We start from the raw sequence: 14,518 nt of genomic DNA on the forward strand, positions 1-14,518 counted from the left end.
TCATCGCAAGCACCAACATTCTTAAGATGCGACCAACCGTTACTCGCTGTCATGACTCCGCCAGTGATGGCGGCGCCTCCGGTGAGTCCGGTGTCCGTCGCCTCCCAAGCCCCCCATGGCCAGGGTCGCCCCTGCGTGATCACGCGCCGGGCCACCTTCAGCTCCAGTCATCGTTACTGGCTGCCTGAGCTGAGCCCTGAGCAGAACGCAGCTCAGTTCGGGGCCTGCAGCGTGTCCCCGGGGCACGGGCATAACTACGAGTTGATCGTCGCCATGGGCGGCGGGCTCGATGCCAATGGCATGGTGCTCAACCTCTCGGATGTGAAGCACGCCATCCGCGAGCAGGTCACGGCCCAGCTCGATTTCCGCAGCCTGAACGAGGCCTGGCCGGAATTCGATCTGAGCCGCCCGGAGGGGGTTTTGCCCACCACCGAGGCCTTGGTTCAGGCCATCTGGAGGCGTCTGACGCCTCACCTGCCCCTGATGGGGCTGCGTCTTTACGAAACCGACAAGCTCTGGGCCGATGTGCTCGGCGATTCCATGGAAGCCTTCCTGACGATCCGCACCCACTTCGCGGCGGCCCATCGCTTGGCCCGTCCTGAGCTGAGCTTTGAGGAGAACACCGCCATCTATGGCAAGTGCGCCCGGCCCCATGGCCATGGCCACAACTACCTGCTGGACATCACCGTCCGCGGCGGGATCGATCCCCGCACCGGGATGGTCTGTGATTTGTCTGCTCTCCAATCAGCGGTGGATGAGCTGGTGGTGGAACCGTTCGATCACACCTTCTTGAACAAGGATGTCGAGCACTTCTCCAGCACCGTGCCCACGGCGGAGAACATCGCTCTGCACATCGCTGATCTGCTGCAAGCCCCCGTCGCGGCATTGGGGGCTTCGCTCCACAAGGTCCGGCTGCAGGAGAGTCCAAACAACGCCGCTGAGGTGTTCGCTGAAGTGCCTCAACTGGGCATGAACCCCCAGGCCCTCGAAGCCCTTGCCGGCGCCTGAGGTTCGGCTGGTCCTGGCCGTCAGCCTGGACGGCCGCCTCGCCCCCGCCACAGGGGGTGCCGCCCAACTCGGAGGGACCGGTGATCGCCGCGTTCTTGAGGAGGCTCTGGCTTGGGCCGATGGAGCCCTGGTTGGTGGCAACACCATCCGTCAGCACGGCTGCACCTGCTTGATCCGCGATGCCGACTTGTCGGCGCAGCGTCAGCAGCAGGGGCGTCCGCCTCAACCGGCAGCCCTGGTCGTGAGTCGCCAGGCCCATTGGGATCAGCGCCTTCGTCTGTTTCAGCAGCCTCTGCAGCGTTGGCTTCTAGGACCTCTGGAAGCTGTTCCGGCTGGTTTTGATCGGGTCTTAGGCCTCCAGGATTGGCGGCATACGTTGGCGGACTTGGCGGCCTTGGGTTTCGAGCACGTGCTCTTACTTGGTGGTGCTCAGCTGGCGTCGCAACTGCTGGCACTGGGGCTCGTGGATGAGCTGCAACTCACCTTGGTGCCTCAACTGCTGGGTGGTCCCCATAGCTGGCTGCGGTCCGATCTGGCCCTGGAGTCCAGTGTCTGGGGGCTCAAGGAGCATCGACCCTTGGGCGCCGATGAGTTGCTCGTGCGCTACCGCCGCATCTGAGACTTCAGGCTGCTGAACCGTTCGGCCAGGTCCCGCAGCGGCAGCCGGCCAAAGGTCTCCGGTGGCAGCCCCAGCATCCGTCCGGCGCAGCGCCTGACCACCACCTCCAGATCATCGCCAAAGCGTCCGGCAAGTAACTCGGTGATGACCCCGAGGCTGCGGCCGCTGGTTTGGGTCTCGGCCACGAGGCAGCGGCTGGTGGGGGCAGCCAGGGCTTGGCAGGCGGGCGTGAGCCGCTGGATCAGGCTGCTGTTGCCCATGGCGCTCCAACGCAGACAGGCCTCGCTGACCTTGGCTTCGACCTGCGGCCGCATCAGTTTGAGCACTGGGCTCAGTAATCCGGCTTGGCTTGGCGCCGTCAGCGCTCCGATGACGAGGGCTGTAGCCGTTAGCGTTCTGCCCGCTGCCTGCCCCCTGGTTTTGAGCTGATGGCCGAGCTCACTGTTCGCTGGCACCGTTCGATTGAAGAGATCCCCGAGGCGCATTGGCAGGCCCTGACGGAGGCGGCTGGGCTCCCCTTCTACTCCTGGCGTTGGCTGGCTGGCCTGGAGCGATCCGGAAGTGTTGCCCCTCGGCAGGGTTGGCAGCCCTGTCACCTGAGTCTCTGGCGTGATGATCGCCTGATAGCTGTCGCTCCGCTCTACCTGAAAGGGCACAGCTACGGCGAGTTCGTCTTCGACCAGTCCTTTGCGGAGCTGGCCGCCCAGCTTGGGCAGCGCTACTACCCCAAGCTGCTGGGCATGAGCCCCTTGAGTCCAGTCGTGGGCTACCGCTTCTTCACTGCAGGTGGCGAGGACGCCCAGCAGATCACCGCAGTGCTGATGCAGTGCATTGACCGCTTCTGCGCCGAACATCAGATCTTTAGCTGCAACTTCCTCTACGCCGATCCCCAGTGGCAGGCCCTTGCTGAGGCGTCGGGATGCGCCACCTGGCTGAACCAGCAGAGCCTCTGGAGCAACCAGAGCTATGGCTGCTTCGATGACTACCTCGCGAGCTTCAACGCCAACCAGAGGCGCAACATCAAGCGCGAGCGCAAGGCGGTGGAGCGCGCGGGGATCACGGTGACGCCCCTGGCGGGAGCTGACCTTCCCGGCGAGATGCTGGAGCGGATGCACCACTTCTATGCCCAGCATTGCGCCCGTTGGGGGCCCTGGGGGAGCAAGTACCTCACGGAAGCCTTCTTTGATGAGGCGGCGGCGGAGTTGCGGGAACACCTGGTGCTCTTCAGTGCCCATCGCGGCGATCCCCTCGATCCGGTGGCGATGTCGCTGTGCGTGCACGCAGGGGATCAACTCTGGGGCCGTTACTGGGGCAGCGACGAGGAGATCGACAACCTCCACTTCGAGGTCTGCTACTACGCCCCGATCGAGTGGGCCATTGACCGTGGCATCCAGCGTTTTGACCCCGGTGCGGGGGGAAGCCACAAGCGCCGCCGCGGTTTTGTCGCCCGCTCCCATGCCTCCTTGCACCGGTGGTACTACGAGCCCTTTGATGCCATCGCTCGGCGCTGGTTGCCGGAGGCCAATCGCGAGCAGCTCAGTCAGATTGAGGCGGTCAATGCAGAGCTTCCCTTCACGGGCACGACGCGATCTCTGAGCGATTCGGCTGCGTAGCATCCGCCCATGAGCCCGTTTTCTCTAGAGCAGCGCCGCAGCCTTGATGAGGGGCTCTCGCAGCGCTTCATCGCCTTGGATCCCGCTGGCTATTTCCTGATCAAGTTGGATCCCGAGGCTGGGGAGCTGATCGCGGAGCACTACAGCAATGCGATTGATGACCGTGGTCTGGCCACGGATCCGGAGACCGGTGAAGTGATCAGCTGCAAGGGGGCGGGGCCCCGTGCTCCGGTGGCGATCTACCGCGGACGCAGTGCCAAGGAGTTGGGCATGGCCCTGACTGAGGGGGACGGACCCCATCCCCTGAGTTGCCTTGATCACGCCCTCTATCTGGGCCGTGAACTGCAGAAAGCGGAGCTAGCCCTGGAGACCGGGGTTACCTACATCCAGGACTAAGCCGGCTGCAGTTCGCGGGTTGGCGTCGGGGGCTCGGGGGGGAGTGCTGCGAGCTGATCTTGGATTTCTTCGGTCACCACGGAGCGGTATTCCATGAAGTGTTCGTTGTGGGCGAGCACCACAAGGAACTGCTCCAGAACAGCGGGGTTCTTCCGTGCGACTTCCAGCAGGGAGAGCCAGAAGCGAACACGGGTGTTGCGCTTGAAGCCCTGACGCCAGAGCACGATCAGCAAGGCCCGCACATCAGTCCAGGCGGGTAGGGAGGCCTTGCCGAAGGTTGCCGGCACGAATTCCTGCCAGCGCGGCTTGCCCATCTTCAGGTAGTAGTGCTTGACCCGATCGATGTAGGCGTTGGGTTCGTAAAGCCGGCAGAAGGCGTCGACGTATTCGTTGGCGATGTCGCGAATCGGCCGGGTGGGCACGAAGTTGAGCAGGTTGGTCTGGTTGACCCCCTTGGCGTCGGCCTTCTCTTGAATCAGCCGGCCTTCCTTCTCAAGCCGGTGCCAGAGGCCGGTGTTGGGTAGGGCCTGAAGCATCCCCATCATTGCGGCGGGGATCCCGGTGCGAGTGACGAACTCGACGATCCGATCGCCGGCTCCGGCTTTCTCACCATCGAAACCGATGATGAATCCGGCCATGACCCGCAGGCCATAGGAGTTGATTCGGTCCACAGCTTCTTCCAGGGAGCTGCGGGTGTTCTGGTGTTTTCCTGCCACCGAGAGGCTCGCCTCATCGGGGGTCTCAATGCCGAGGAAGACCGAGTCGAAGCGGGCTTCGGCCATCATCAGCATCAGCTCCTCATCGGCAGCCAGATCGACCGAGGCCTCAGTCGCGAAGCTGAAGGGATAGCCCCGTTCGATTTGCCACTGCTTCAAGGCCGGCAGCAGCAGCTTGGCGTTGCGCTTGTTGCCGATGAAGTTGTCATCGACCAGGAAGATCGAGCGCCGCCAGCCCAAGTCGTAGAGGTATTGGAGTTCGGCGATCAGCTGCTCAGGCGTCTTGGTCCTGGGTTTGCGGCCGTAGAGAACGATGATGTCGCAGAACTCGCACTGGAACGGGCAGCCCCTGGAGAACTGCACGCTCATGGAGTCGTAGGCATCGAGTTTCAGCAGGTCAAAGCGCGGCACCGGCGTGTTGGTCACGTCCGGTTTTTCGCCGTTTGCGCTGAAACGGCCGCCGGCTTCACCCTTTTCAATGGCCTCGATGAACATCGGCAGGGTGATTTCACCCTCATCGAGCACTTTGAAGTCCGCCAAGCCCAATTCAGGGGCATCGGGTGTGGAGCTGGCGAAGGGGCCTCCAACGGCAACGGGCAGACCCCGTTCCTTGGCCTTGGCAATTTGCGCGGCCATGTCGGCCTTCTGCACGATCATCCCGGAGATGACCACTAGCTCAGCCCAATCCCAGTCGGCTTCGCTGACCTCTTCAACATTGCGGTCCACCAGCTTCATCGGCCAGTGCTGCGGCAGCAGTGCGGCCACCGTCACCATCCCCAAGGGAGGGAGGAGAACCTTGCGGTTCACGAGCTCGAGAATTTTCTCGTAGCTCCAGAAGGTCTTTGGAAACTCGGGGTAGATGAACAGGGTGTTCATGCCGTTCGGTGGTCTCCAGTGAGATGCGTGGAACGGCTGTCCCCAACAGGGACATCCGAGTTGATGGCGTCCAGCCTAGGCCGAGTGGCCGGGGGGCGGGCTGGTTTCTGCTGTAATAGCGCTCAGTTGCAACCTCAGGTCCATGGGCCCCGTGATCTATCTGGCAATGGTCGGTGGCGGTTTGGTGGCCGCTGCAGCCATCTCGTTCGTGCTGCGCGGAATCAAGCTCATCTGAGCCGTTAGTTGAGCCGCAGTTTGCGGTTGTTCAACAGCTCCCAGACACCGAGGACTGCTCCGAGGCTGCCAAGCACGGCTAGGCAGCCCCAGAGGCCACCAGGCAGCGTTTCAGTCAGAAAGGCTGCCGCAAGGCCGCTTAGTCCACCTCCTCCCAAGAAGGCGATCTGACCAAGGCCTGCCATCCGTCCCCGGAGAACCTGGGGTGCATGCACTTGGATGATCAGATTGGTGCCCGCCAACAGGCTTGCGGTGCCGGCGCCGATCAGGAAAGCCATCGCCAATCCCCAGGCGAGGCCGGCTTGGTTCGATAAACCCAGTTGGGCCAGGGCTGTCAGGAGCGTCGTGCTGCCGAGCAGCCAGCCGGGACGGCGGCTGATGGCAGCGGCATGACGCTGCAGAAGGACTCCGCCGCAGATGCTGCCGCAGGCCAGAACACTGGTGAAGAGCCCCAGGGCCATGGGGCTTGGGCCTAGGAGTTCCAGGGCCATGAGCGGGGCTAGCCCTGGGTGGAAGAAGCCCACCAGGCAGGCCGCGGCGGTGAAACTCAGGACGTGCCGCAGGCGCGCGCCGCAATCCCGCCAGGCGGTCAAGAGGTTGGCGGCCTGGCCTTTCTGGCTTCTGCGTTCGCGCTCGCGATGGGGAGCCATCAGCCAGAGCAGGGTGAGGATCGGGAAGAGATAGGTGGCGGCATCCAAGCTGAGGGCCAGGGTGGGCCCGGTGGTCGCCAGCAGGAGTCCCCCCAGGGGAGGGCCCACCAATTTGCCGACGTTGAAGATCACCGAGAAGCTGGCCAGGTAAGGGCCGAGCTGCTCGGGCTCATCCACCAGCAAGGCGACGTATTTGTTGCGTGCCGTCAGTTCGTAGGTGCTGGCGATCCCAATGCCCAAGGTGCTGAGCAGCAGCAGGACGTCCTGCTCTGGCCCGACTGTCAAGGGAATGGCGATGGCCCCGAGAACAGCGGCGATCAGGAGCCCCCATTGGGCGCGAATGAGGACCCTCTCACTACCCAGCCGGTCGGTCATTACCCCGGCCGGCCCGCTGATGACCAGCGTCGGCAGGGTCAGCATGGCGAAGTTGAGCGCCAGCAAAAAGGGGTTTTCGGCCCCCTCCATCAGCAGCCAGCCCTTGGCGGTCAGTCCGGCAAAGGATCCAGCGGTGCTAATGCCAGAGGCCAGCAGAAAGGTGGTGCGTTGATGACGCGTGAGGCGCCCTTGTAGGCGCTTCAGTCCCCGCTGGATCAAGACTGGGCCCGTTTCACAGAGAGGGCGTCTTTGACCATGGCCTTGGCTCCCACCACCTCGCCAATCAGGTCGTAGGTGTCAGCGGCCGTGATGCGAACCGGAACCATCGTTCCTGGCGCAGCGCAGAGCCCGCCTTCTCCAGGCATCACCCGCACTTCGCCATCCACTTCGGGGGCAAAGCGAGCGCAGCGACCAATCATTTCCCCACTGCTGGGGTTCTCCTGTTCGATCAGGACATCGACGATTCGTCCCACCCAAGCGCCATTGCGCTCGGCGGCAATTGGCTGTTGCAGGGCCATCAGGCGGTCCTTGCGCTCCGCAGCGATCTCCGCTGGAACTTGGTTGGGTAACTCAGCGGCCGGGGTCCCCTCCTCGGGCGAGAAGGTGAAGACCCCCACGTGGTCGAAGCGCTGCTCGGAGACGAAGTCCAGCAGGTGTTGGAACTGTTCTTCTGTTTCGCCGGGGTAGCCGACGATGAACGTCGTTCGCAGCACGGCGTCGGGGAGTTGTTCGCGAATCCGCGCCAGGACGCCGTTGGTGACATCGGCCTGCCAGGGGCGATTCATCGCCCGAAGGACATCCGGATGGCTGTGCTGCAGCGGCAGATCCAGGTAGGGCAGCACGTTGGCCACGTCCCGATAGGCCGCCAGCACCTCAGGCGTCAATCCTGTTGGGTAGGCGTAGTGGACGCGAATCCAGGGGATCTCCACCTCTCCAAGGGCCCGCAGCAGCTCGGCTAACTGCGGCTTGCCGGCCAGATCGAGACCGTAGTTGGTGGTGATCTGGCTGATTAGCACCAGCTCCTGCACGCCCTGGGCGGCCAGCTGCCGCGCCTCGGCCACGATGCTCTCGATCGTGCGGGAGCGTTGGTCGCCGCGCAGGTGGGGAATGATGCAGAACGCGCAGCGGTAGTCGCAGCCCTCCGCCACCTTGAGGTAGGCCACCGCTTCGCTGGTGGTGCGGTAGCGGGGCAGGTTCTCGTCGCCCACGAAGGTGGGGTTCTCGCTGACCTGGTTCACCCTCTCGCCCGCTTCCACCCGCTCGAGGACGCTGACGATGTGTTGGTAATCACCCGTCCCGACGATGGCCTTGGCCTCCGGCAGGCTTTCGAGCAGTTCCTCCTGGAAGTGCTGGGCCAGGCAGCCCGCAATGATCAGCTCCTTTCCCTGCTCGGCGAGCTCCACCAGGGTGCGAACCGACTCCTCCCGGGCGTCCTGGATAAAGCTGCAGGTATTGACCACGACGACGTTGGCGTCGGCTTCATCGGCGCTGACCCCGTAGCCCGCCTCCGCTAGCAGTCCGAGCATGTGCTCGGTATCGACGCGGTTTTTCTCGCAGCCCAGATGTGCGAACGCAACGGTTTTGCCAGTGCTCTTGCGGGCGCTATCGGTCATGGATGAACTCAAGTGGTAGGGCCGCGCGCTGGCCAATCCCTAACCCTACTGATCAGGATCCCTGCCACAATCCCCACAGCCTTAAGGGACCTACGCCGTGAGCTCATCACGCCTGAGTGAGCGTCTTGGAAGCCAGCGCCGACGCGGCGATGGCGGCCGGCGGTGGGTTCGGGTGGTGATGGCCGTTTTGGCCACCATCGGCGTGATTGACACCGGCTCGATCACCCTGAGCAAGTGGGGCTGGATCGAGGTTCTGAGCTGCAGTTCGACGGGGCTGTTTGGCTGCAATGGCTGCGAGAAAGTGCTCTCCAGTGCTTGGGGGTCTCTCTTTGGCCAGCCCCTGGCTCTGTTCGGCCTGTTGGGCTACGGCGCGGTCCTGTTCATGGCCGTCGTCCCGCTCGTGCTGCAGGGCGATCTGAGGGTCAGCTTCGGTCAGAAGAGCTGGTGGGGGCTGTTCCTCTTGAGCACGGCGATGGCCGTGTTTAGCGGTGTTCTGCTGGGGGTGATGGCCTTTGGCATCCGCGATTGCTGCCCTTTCTGCATCCTCTCGGCGGGTCTGAGCACAGCGTTATTTGTCCTCAGCCTGATTGGCGGTGATTGGGAGGATCGGGGTCAGCTGATCTTCAGCGGTGTGATTACGGCACTGTTGGTTGGGGTCATTGGCTTGGGCTGGGCCGCATCAGTCGGCCGCCCTGTCGTTGACAGCGCACCGGGAGTGTCGCCTCCGGTTCGCAGCGAAAGCGGAGTGGGCCAGATCGCCCTGGCTGAACATCTCACGGCCACTGGCGCCAAGCTCTATACCGCTTACTGGTGCCCCCATTGCCACGACCAGAAGGAGCTGTTTGGTCGGCAGGCCAGCGAAAAACTGACCGTGATCGAGTGCGCTCCCGATGGCCGCGATAACCAGCGGGAGCTTTGTGAGGCGAAGAAGATCGAGGGGTATCCCACCTGGGAGATCAATGGCCAGCTCGATTCCGGCGTCAAACCGTTGGCGAAATTGGCCGAGTCCAGTGGCTACAGCGGTCCGGATCTGAAGTAGCGGTTATTCCGCTAAGGCCTCTGTGCTGATGCTGAGGCCCTGGCGCTGAAGGCTGTGTCTCCGCCAGAAGGGCTGGCGTGCGGGGGCATCGACGCGGAAGTGTCCTCCACGACTCTCGGTTCTAAATAGCGCTGACTCCATGAGGAGGGCGGCCACGGTGGCCCGCTGCTGCAGGTCGTGGGCTTTGCTGATCCAACGGACCTGCCCCTGAGGCAGTTGCAGTTCCTGTTCTTTCCCCAGAGCCTGGAGGGCCTGGAGCAGTGGCTGAGCGCTGAGTTGGCCTTCGAGCTGCTGGCAGGCGCGGTAGCCCTCCAGCAGTGCGTGACCATTGCGCTCCACGCCGGCCACCTGCCAACAAAGGCTGCGCAGTTGCTCGGTTTGCCGCTCGATGGCTTCGAGGCTGTTGGCCGGGTGGTCTGTTCTGGAGGCCTTGACCAGAGGCTCGAGGGTGGCTGGCGCGGCTGGGGAGAGCTCGATCTCGCGCAGTTGGCGGGCGTAGACGAGGCATTCCATGAGTGAGTTGCTGGCCAGACGGTTGGCGCCATGGACCCCGCTGCTGGCCACTTCCCCCACGGCGTAGAGCCCAGGGATGGTTGTGGCTGAGCGGGCATCGACGCGGATGCCTCCCATGCAGTAGTGGGCTGCGGGTGCCACCGGGATTGGGGCTTGGGTGGGCTCGAGACCCAGTTCACGGCAGCGCCCCAGGATCGTCGGGAATTGCCGCTCCAGCTTGCTGGTCCCGACGGGCCTGAGGTCGAGCCAGAGGTGAGGGGTCTGCCGCTCACGCATGCGCTGGACCAAGGCTCGACTGACGGCATCGCGCGGAGCGAGATCGGCACCGCTGAGCTGGCTGACGGGGCTCTCCCCTTGGTCGTCAATCAACCGGGCACCTTCACCGCGCACCGCCTCAGAAATCAGGAAGTGGGGGGCTTCCGGCAGCATCAAGGCTGTGGGGTGGAACTGGATGAACTCCAGATCCCGAACCGCAGCGCCGGCTCGCCAGGCCATGGCGATGCCATCGCCACTGGCCTGTTTGGGGTTGGTGGTGTTGGCAAAGAGATGACCGCCGCCGCCGGTGGCCAGCACCACCGCGCGGGATTGGAGCCATTGGACCGTCCCCTCCACCAGGACCTGAAGGCCGCGGCACTGGCCCTCGCTGATCCAGAGCTGAAGGGCCAGTCCTCCCTGGATGCGTTGCAACCCAGGACGCTGCAGCACCTTGCGCTCCAGGGCGTCGACCAGTGCTCCGCCCGTGCGGTCTTGCGCGTGCAGGACTCGGCGGTGGCTGTGGGCGGCCTCCAGGGTGGTGCTCAGGCCTCCGTCCTGGCGGTCGAAGTCCATCCCCAGCTCCAGCAGCCGCTCGACGCAGGCCGGGGCCTCGCGCACGAGCAGTTCCACCGCAGGGCGGTCGCAGAGATCAGCCCCGGCCCTGAGGGTGTCCTCCAGATGGCTTTCGAAGCTGTCCTCGGGTCTGGTCACCGCTGCGATTCCACCCTGGGCCCAGCGGCTGGCCGAACGTGGAGCGCGGTCTTTGCTCAGCAGCAGCACGCTGAGTCCCTCGGGTAATTCGAGGGCGGCCATTAAGCCTGCGGCGCCCCCGCCCACCACGATTACGTCCCAATTGGAGGGGATGGACGGCATCAGGCTTGGACTGACTGAGGCAACAAAAAAGCCGTCGGGATGGCCCGACGGCGGTCACCGGCTGCGGAATCTAGACCTCAGCTGTGCGCTTGAAACGCCTAAGCAATCAACGGTATTGGCCGTCGTTAATGCGATCGAAGCCTTCATTGAGGGCGATGGACGGCGGGGTCACGGTGAAGTTGCCCTTGTACTTCTCAACCAATTCCTTCTGACGATCGGTCAGGTCGAGGTTGAGGAGGTCGTCAACGCTGTTGTAAGGGCCACCCAACACAATCTTTCCGGCCAGGGTGGGGTACATCCCAGGGAAGGCCTGGAAGCGGCGGACCGAGCAGTTGTTCAGGTCAATCTTGTCGCCGCGCTCAGTGATCTTGTCGTCCGCGACGTTGCGCAGTGAGTCGGCCTGAGCTGCGGGAGCGATGATCAGGCTGAGGAGCAGGCCGGCCATCAGCACTCCACTCATGAGCCACGAAACCAGCCGTTTCATTGATAACTCCGTCTGAACGGGAACCACAGGGAGAGGGCTGCCTTGCAGCCAGCCCTGCAAACCTACAGGGAGCGGTCCTTCGAGCCGCGGGCATCACCGGAGGCTTTTGCAGTTCTTCAGATGAGCCCACTCCAGTGGGGCGACCAGAGGGAGGCGGCCAGAAAAAGTCCATCCACCGCAAGGGTTGTGGCCATAGCTGACGCGGCGACTCTCCAGGCCCCATCTGGGTGGTGCCAGTAGCGGCGGCAAAGGTTCAGAAGCACAGCGCCCGCCAGCAGGGTGACCCCGAGGGGCATGGGCTCCAGAACGCCGAGGGCGGCCTGATGGAGCAGAGCGGTGGCTTGATCGATCGGTGCGTTGAGGACCTCGGTCCAGTGGCGCATCACACCGGTGATCGCCATCACCCCGTCGGTGACGGCGGTTCCAACCAAAGAGGCGAGATAGAAGCTGGCCGCTAATCGCCAGCGGGTGCGAAGGCCCCCGAGGGCCAGGGGTAGGGCAAAGGCCTCAATCGGCAGGTGCCAGAGGGGGTGGAGGCGGCACCAGCCCCAAAACAGGCAGCCACCCAGCCAGCTGCCGCTGAAGCCCACCAGCAAGGTGCCGGTGGTGCTCCAACGCTGCTGGGGGTGTCCGGAGAGGGCGATCCCCAGGAAGAGCAGGGGGGCGGTGAAGAGGGCAGCGCTGAAGGGCGCCAGGCGCACCCAGGGCGCTTGCAGGAAAACCGGTAGTGCCACCAAGAGGCAACCCGAAAGCCAGAGGCCCCAGCCCTTGGCGCCGGAGACGCGGCTCTGCGGTGCTGGGGTCAGCATCCCTGTGGTGAGGCTGGGCTGCACCCCGAGCACAACGCTTGTAACGAAAGGTGTCCAACCTTAAAGGGTATGCGGCTTCTCAATCCCTGCCCGAGCGCATAAGGTCTGCCTGAACCTTGTCGCTCTGCCGTGACCACCCTGACCCCCACTGAGTCGTTGGGGGTCCTGGAGGCCTGTTGGCGCTTCTTGGTGCTCGGGGTGGTCCAGGGGTTGACGGAGTTCTTGCCCATCAGCAGTACGGCACACCTGAAGGTGGTGCCTGTCTTGCTCGGCTGGGGCGATCCGGGTGTGGCGGTGACCGCTGTGATTCAGCTGGGAAGCATTGCCGCGGTGATCGGTTTTTTCCGCGAGGACCTCAGGCAGGTGATCAAGGCCTCCTGGCAGGCCTGGCTCAGCCAGCGCTGGGACACCCCAGAGGCTCGCTTGGGTCAGGCGATTCTTTGGGGGACCTTGCCGATTCTGGTGGCGGGTCTGGGCATCAAGGTGTTTGTCTCCGACTTTGATCAGTCCCCCCTCCGCAGCCTGACTTCGATCGGAATCGTGTCGATCGTGATGGGTTTGCTACTGGGACTGGCCGAACGTTGCGGCAGCCGGCGCCGTGTGCTCTCTGATGTGGTGGTGCGCGACGGCTGGCTGGTGGGTCTGGCTCAAACTCTGGCCCTCATTCCTGGAGTCTCTCGATCCGGAAGCACCTTGACGGCTGCTTTGTTTGATGGCTGGAAGCGCTCGGAAGCAGCCCGCTTTTCGTTTTTGCTCGGGATCCCGGCCATCAGCCTGGCCGGGTTGGTGGAGCTCAAGGACGCGTTTTCGGAGCCGGCTGCCGGTGGCGCCTTGCCCTTGCTGGTGGGGATTGGCTCCTCGGCCGTGGTGTCCTGGCTGGCCATCGCGTGGTTGCTGCGCTTTCTGCAGAACCACAGCACCTGGTGGTTCGTGGGCTACCGGGTCTTTTTTGGCCTGGGGGTGATCCTTTGGGCTGCCCGAAGCGTGGCCTGAACCGCCTGCGTCTCAAACTGGAGGAAGTAGAGCCGTAGCGGTCGGTGTGGAATGAGCCTTCGGTCGGGGTCGTCCTCGCCGAGACAGAAGGAGAGATCAGGCTGCCTGCACCGGCGGTGGTCGATCGGGTGGAAGCCGATTCGATTGGTGACGAGCTGGGAATCCAGCCGGGTGATCGCCTGCTGAGCATCAACGGGGTGCGCCCGAGGGATCTGATCGACCTTCAGTTTTTGGTCGGGGAGGAGGAGCTCTGCCTTGAGGTGCAGGACCCCGATGGCACGGTCCATCAGGTTGAGCTGGAGAAGGATGCCGATGAGGGCCTCGGGCTGGCCTTCACCGAGGCGCTATTCGATGGCCTGAAGCAGTGCAATAACCACTGTCCCTTCTGCTTTATCGATCAGCAGCCACCGGGGCATCGCCGCAGTCTTTACGTCAAAGACGACGACTACCGCCTGAGCTTTTTGTATGGCTCTTATCTCACCCTGACCAATCTCTCTGCAGCGGACTGGGAGCGGATTGAGCAGCAGCGCCTCTCTCCGCTGTTTGTCTCGGTCCATGCCACCCATCCAGAGCTGCGTTCCCGGTTGTTGGTGAACCCCCGGGCGGCGTTGCTGCTGGACCAGTTGGCTTGGTTCCAGAAGCGCCAGCTGCAGATCCATGCCCAGGTCGTGGTTTGCCCTGGGCTGAATGACGGCGAGGCCCTTGAGCAGACCCTGAAGGACCTCTCTGGCTTTGCGGGTGGGGACTGGCCAGCGGTGCTGTCTGCTGCGGTCGTCCCGGTGGGCTTGACCCGCTACCGGCCCGATGGGGATGGCTTGGTCCCGGTGGATCGGGCCTGCGCCCAGCGCGTGATCGCTCAGGTGGAAGGCCTACAAGAGGGCTTCCGCGAGCAGTTCGGCAGCCGTTTCGCTTGGTTATCGGATGAGTGGTACCTGATGGCGGGCTATGCCCTGCCGGATCGGGCCGACTACGAGGATCTGCCCCAAGAGGGGAATGGGGTGGGGAGCATCCGTTCGTTTCTGGAGGCGATGGATGAGGCGACGATGGATCTCCCTCGTTCGCTGGACGCCCCTCGTCGGGTGAGTTGGGTGGTGGGGCTGTTGGTGGCAGAAGCCCTGCGGCCGGCGGTGGATCGCTTGAATCAAGTCGAAGGCCTTGAGGTTCTGCTGCATGGGCTGCCGAGCCCTTACTGGGGGCAAGACCAGGTGGTGACCGGTTTGCTGACGGGATCGGATCTCCTCGAGGGCCTGGCGGGCGCTGAGCTGGGAGATGAAGTGCTGCTACCTGCTGTGATGCTGCGGCAGGGAGAACCCGTTTTTTTAGATGATCAACCCTTCGATGCCGTTGCGACGCAGTTGAAGACGCCAGTGCGCCTCGTTCATGGGGCGGATGACATCGTGGATGCCTGCCTCGGCGAATCAGAAGCTGATCATTAAGATCCGGTCATATTTA

Annotated in this window: 15 protein-coding genes; 8 read left to right on the forward strand and 7 right to left on the reverse strand. The window is 63.7% G+C overall.

The features are described 5' to 3' along the window. The first annotated feature begins 51 nt into the window (after positions 1 to 51). Together MY494_RS10160 and MY494_RS10165 are read left to right on the forward strand one after the other, a co-directional pair. Positions 52 to 1,008 (forward strand): 6-carboxytetrahydropterin synthase, encoded by a 957-nt coding sequence (locus MY494_RS10160; protein ID WP_371820594.1) that lies wholly within the window; start codon positions 52 to 54, stop codon positions 1,006 to 1,008. Next, the gene (locus tag MY494_RS10165; protein WP_247910144.1) at positions 995 to 1,627 is read left to right on the forward strand and encodes a RibD family protein; all 633 of its coding nucleotides are present in this window, start codon (positions 995 to 997) and stop codon (positions 1,625 to 1,627) included. Before MY494_RS10160 ends, MY494_RS10165 begins: the two co-directional genes overlap by 14 nt. On the opposite strand, the gene MY494_RS10170 is transcribed toward MY494_RS10165, so the two are convergent. Beyond that, entirely contained in the window at positions 1,612 to 1,941 is a 330-nt protein-coding gene (locus MY494_RS10170) for a hypothetical protein (RefSeq protein ID WP_247910145.1), read from the reverse strand. The two genes, MY494_RS10165 and MY494_RS10170, sit on opposite strands and share 16 nt — an antisense overlap. 114 nt (positions 1,942 to 2,055) lie before the next feature. Here MY494_RS10170 and MY494_RS10175 point away from each other — a divergent pair, with 114 nt between their 5' ends. Together MY494_RS10175 and MY494_RS10180 are read left to right on the forward strand one after the other, a co-directional pair. Beyond that, positions 2,056 to 3,240, forward strand: coding sequence for a GNAT family N-acetyltransferase (locus tag MY494_RS10175; RefSeq protein WP_247910147.1), 1,185 nt, complete (start codon positions 2,056 to 2,058; stop codon positions 3,238 to 3,240). A gap of 9 nt (positions 3,241 to 3,249) precedes the next feature. Then, positions 3,250 to 3,636, forward strand: coding sequence for a DUF4346 domain-containing protein (locus MY494_RS10180; protein ID WP_247910148.1), 387 nt, complete (start codon positions 3,250 to 3,252; stop codon positions 3,634 to 3,636). Here MY494_RS10180 and MY494_RS10185 read toward each other — a convergent pair. Further along, positions 3,633 to 5,228 carry a B12-binding domain-containing radical SAM protein gene (locus MY494_RS10185; protein ID WP_247910149.1) on the reverse strand — a complete coding sequence of 532 codons (1,596 nt, stop codon included), beginning with the start codon at positions 5,226 to 5,228 and terminating at the stop codon, positions 3,633 to 3,635. The two genes, MY494_RS10180 and MY494_RS10185, sit on opposite strands and share 4 nt — an antisense overlap. 142 nt (positions 5,229 to 5,370) lie before the next feature. Between MY494_RS10185 and MY494_RS10190 the strand changes: the two genes are divergently transcribed. Further along, entirely contained in the window at positions 5,371 to 5,463 is a 93-nt protein-coding gene (locus MY494_RS10190; RefSeq protein WP_247910150.1) for a cytochrome b6-f complex subunit 6, read from the forward strand. Between the two features lie 4 nt (positions 5,464 to 5,467). On the opposite strand, the gene MY494_RS10195 is transcribed toward MY494_RS10190, so the two are convergent. Beyond that, entirely contained in the window at positions 5,468 to 6,706 is a 1,239-nt protein-coding gene (locus tag MY494_RS10195; RefSeq protein WP_247910151.1) for an MFS transporter, read from the reverse strand. After that, positions 6,703 to 8,100, reverse strand: coding sequence for a 30S ribosomal protein S12 methylthiotransferase RimO (rimO, locus tag MY494_RS10200; protein WP_247910152.1), 1,398 nt, complete (start codon positions 8,098 to 8,100; stop codon positions 6,703 to 6,705). Before rimO ends, MY494_RS10195 begins: the two co-directional genes overlap by 4 nt. Positions 8,101 to 8,197: 97 nt before the next feature. On the opposite strand from rimO, the gene MY494_RS10205 reads away from it, so the two are divergent. Continuing rightward, entirely contained in the window at positions 8,198 to 9,139 is a 942-nt protein-coding gene (locus MY494_RS10205) for a vitamin K epoxide reductase family protein (protein ID WP_247910153.1), read from the forward strand. A 3-nt stretch (positions 9,140 to 9,142) separates the two neighbouring features. Here MY494_RS10205 and nadB read toward each other — a convergent pair whose 3' ends face one another. The 3 genes from nadB to MY494_RS10220 all read right to left on the reverse strand — a co-directional run bounded on the left by nadB (position 9,143) and on the right by MY494_RS10220 (position 12,073). Continuing rightward, positions 9,143 to 10,780 (reverse strand): L-aspartate oxidase, encoded by a 1,638-nt coding sequence (nadB, locus tag MY494_RS10210; protein ID WP_247910154.1) that lies wholly within the window; start codon positions 10,778 to 10,780, stop codon positions 9,143 to 9,145. Between the two features lie 106 nt (positions 10,781 to 10,886). Next, positions 10,887 to 11,264: a photosystem II complex extrinsic protein PsbU gene (psbU, locus tag MY494_RS10215; RefSeq protein WP_247910155.1), complete on the reverse strand. Its 378-nt coding sequence runs from the start codon at positions 11,262 to 11,264 to the stop codon at positions 10,887 to 10,889. A gap of 116 nt (positions 11,265 to 11,380) precedes the next feature. Then, the gene (locus MY494_RS10220) at positions 11,381 to 12,073 is read right to left on the reverse strand and encodes a DUF3120 domain-containing protein (RefSeq protein ID WP_247910156.1); all 693 of its coding nucleotides are present in this window, start codon (positions 12,071 to 12,073) and stop codon (positions 11,381 to 11,383) included. A 129-nt stretch (positions 12,074 to 12,202) separates the two neighbouring features. Here MY494_RS10220 and MY494_RS10225 point away from each other — a divergent pair, with 129 nt between their 5' ends. Then, positions 12,203 to 13,066 (forward strand): undecaprenyl-diphosphate phosphatase, encoded by an 864-nt coding sequence (locus tag MY494_RS10225; protein WP_247910157.1) that lies wholly within the window; start codon positions 12,203 to 12,205, stop codon positions 13,064 to 13,066. 44 nt (positions 13,067 to 13,110) lie between these two features. Next, on the forward strand, positions 13,111 to 14,502 hold the full coding sequence (locus MY494_RS10230; RefSeq protein ID WP_247910158.1) for a TIGR03279 family radical SAM protein: 1,392 nt from the start codon (positions 13,111 to 13,113) through the stop codon (positions 14,500 to 14,502). The last annotated feature ends 16 nt before the right edge of the window (positions 14,503 to 14,518 follow it).

Source organism: Synechococcus sp. A10-1-5-1, assembly GCF_023115425.1.
In the GTDB taxonomy this organism is placed as follows: domain Bacteria; phylum Cyanobacteriota; class Cyanobacteriia; order PCC-6307; family Cyanobiaceae; genus Vulcanococcus.

Coding starts and splice junctions, on each gene's coding strand:
- MY494_RS10185 (WP_247910149.1), bottom strand. CDS start 5,228: ATGAACACCCTGTTCATCTACCCCGAGTTTCCAAAGACCTTCTGGAGC.
- MY494_RS10170 (WP_247910145.1), bottom strand. CDS start 1,941: ATGCGGCCGCAGGTCGAAGCCAAGGTCAGCGAGGCCTGTCTGCGTTGG.
- MY494_RS10160 (WP_371820594.1), top strand. CDS start 52: ATGACTCCGCCAGTGATGGCGGCGCCTCCGGTGAGTCCGGTGTCCGTC.
- MY494_RS10190 (WP_247910150.1), top strand. CDS start 5,371: ATGGGCCCCGTGATCTATCTGGCAATGGTCGGTGGCGGTTTGGTGGCC.
- MY494_RS10180 (WP_247910148.1), top strand. CDS start 3,250: ATGAGCCCGTTTTCTCTAGAGCAGCGCCGCAGCCTTGATGAGGGGCTC.
- psbU (WP_247910155.1), bottom strand. CDS start 11,264: ATGAAACGGCTGGTTTCGTGGCTCATGAGTGGAGTGCTGATGGCCGGC.
- nadB (WP_247910154.1), bottom strand. CDS start 10,780: ATGCCGTCCATCCCCTCCAATTGGGACGTAATCGTGGTGGGCGGGGGC.
- rimO (WP_247910152.1), bottom strand. CDS start 8,100: ATGACCGATAGCGCCCGCAAGAGCACTGGCAAAACCGTTGCGTTCGCA.
- MY494_RS10175 (WP_247910147.1), top strand. CDS start 2,056: ATGGCCGAGCTCACTGTTCGCTGGCACCGTTCGATTGAAGAGATCCCC.
- MY494_RS10220 (WP_247910156.1), bottom strand. CDS start 12,073: ATGCTGACCCCAGCACCGCAGAGCCGCGTCTCCGGCGCCAAGGGCTGG.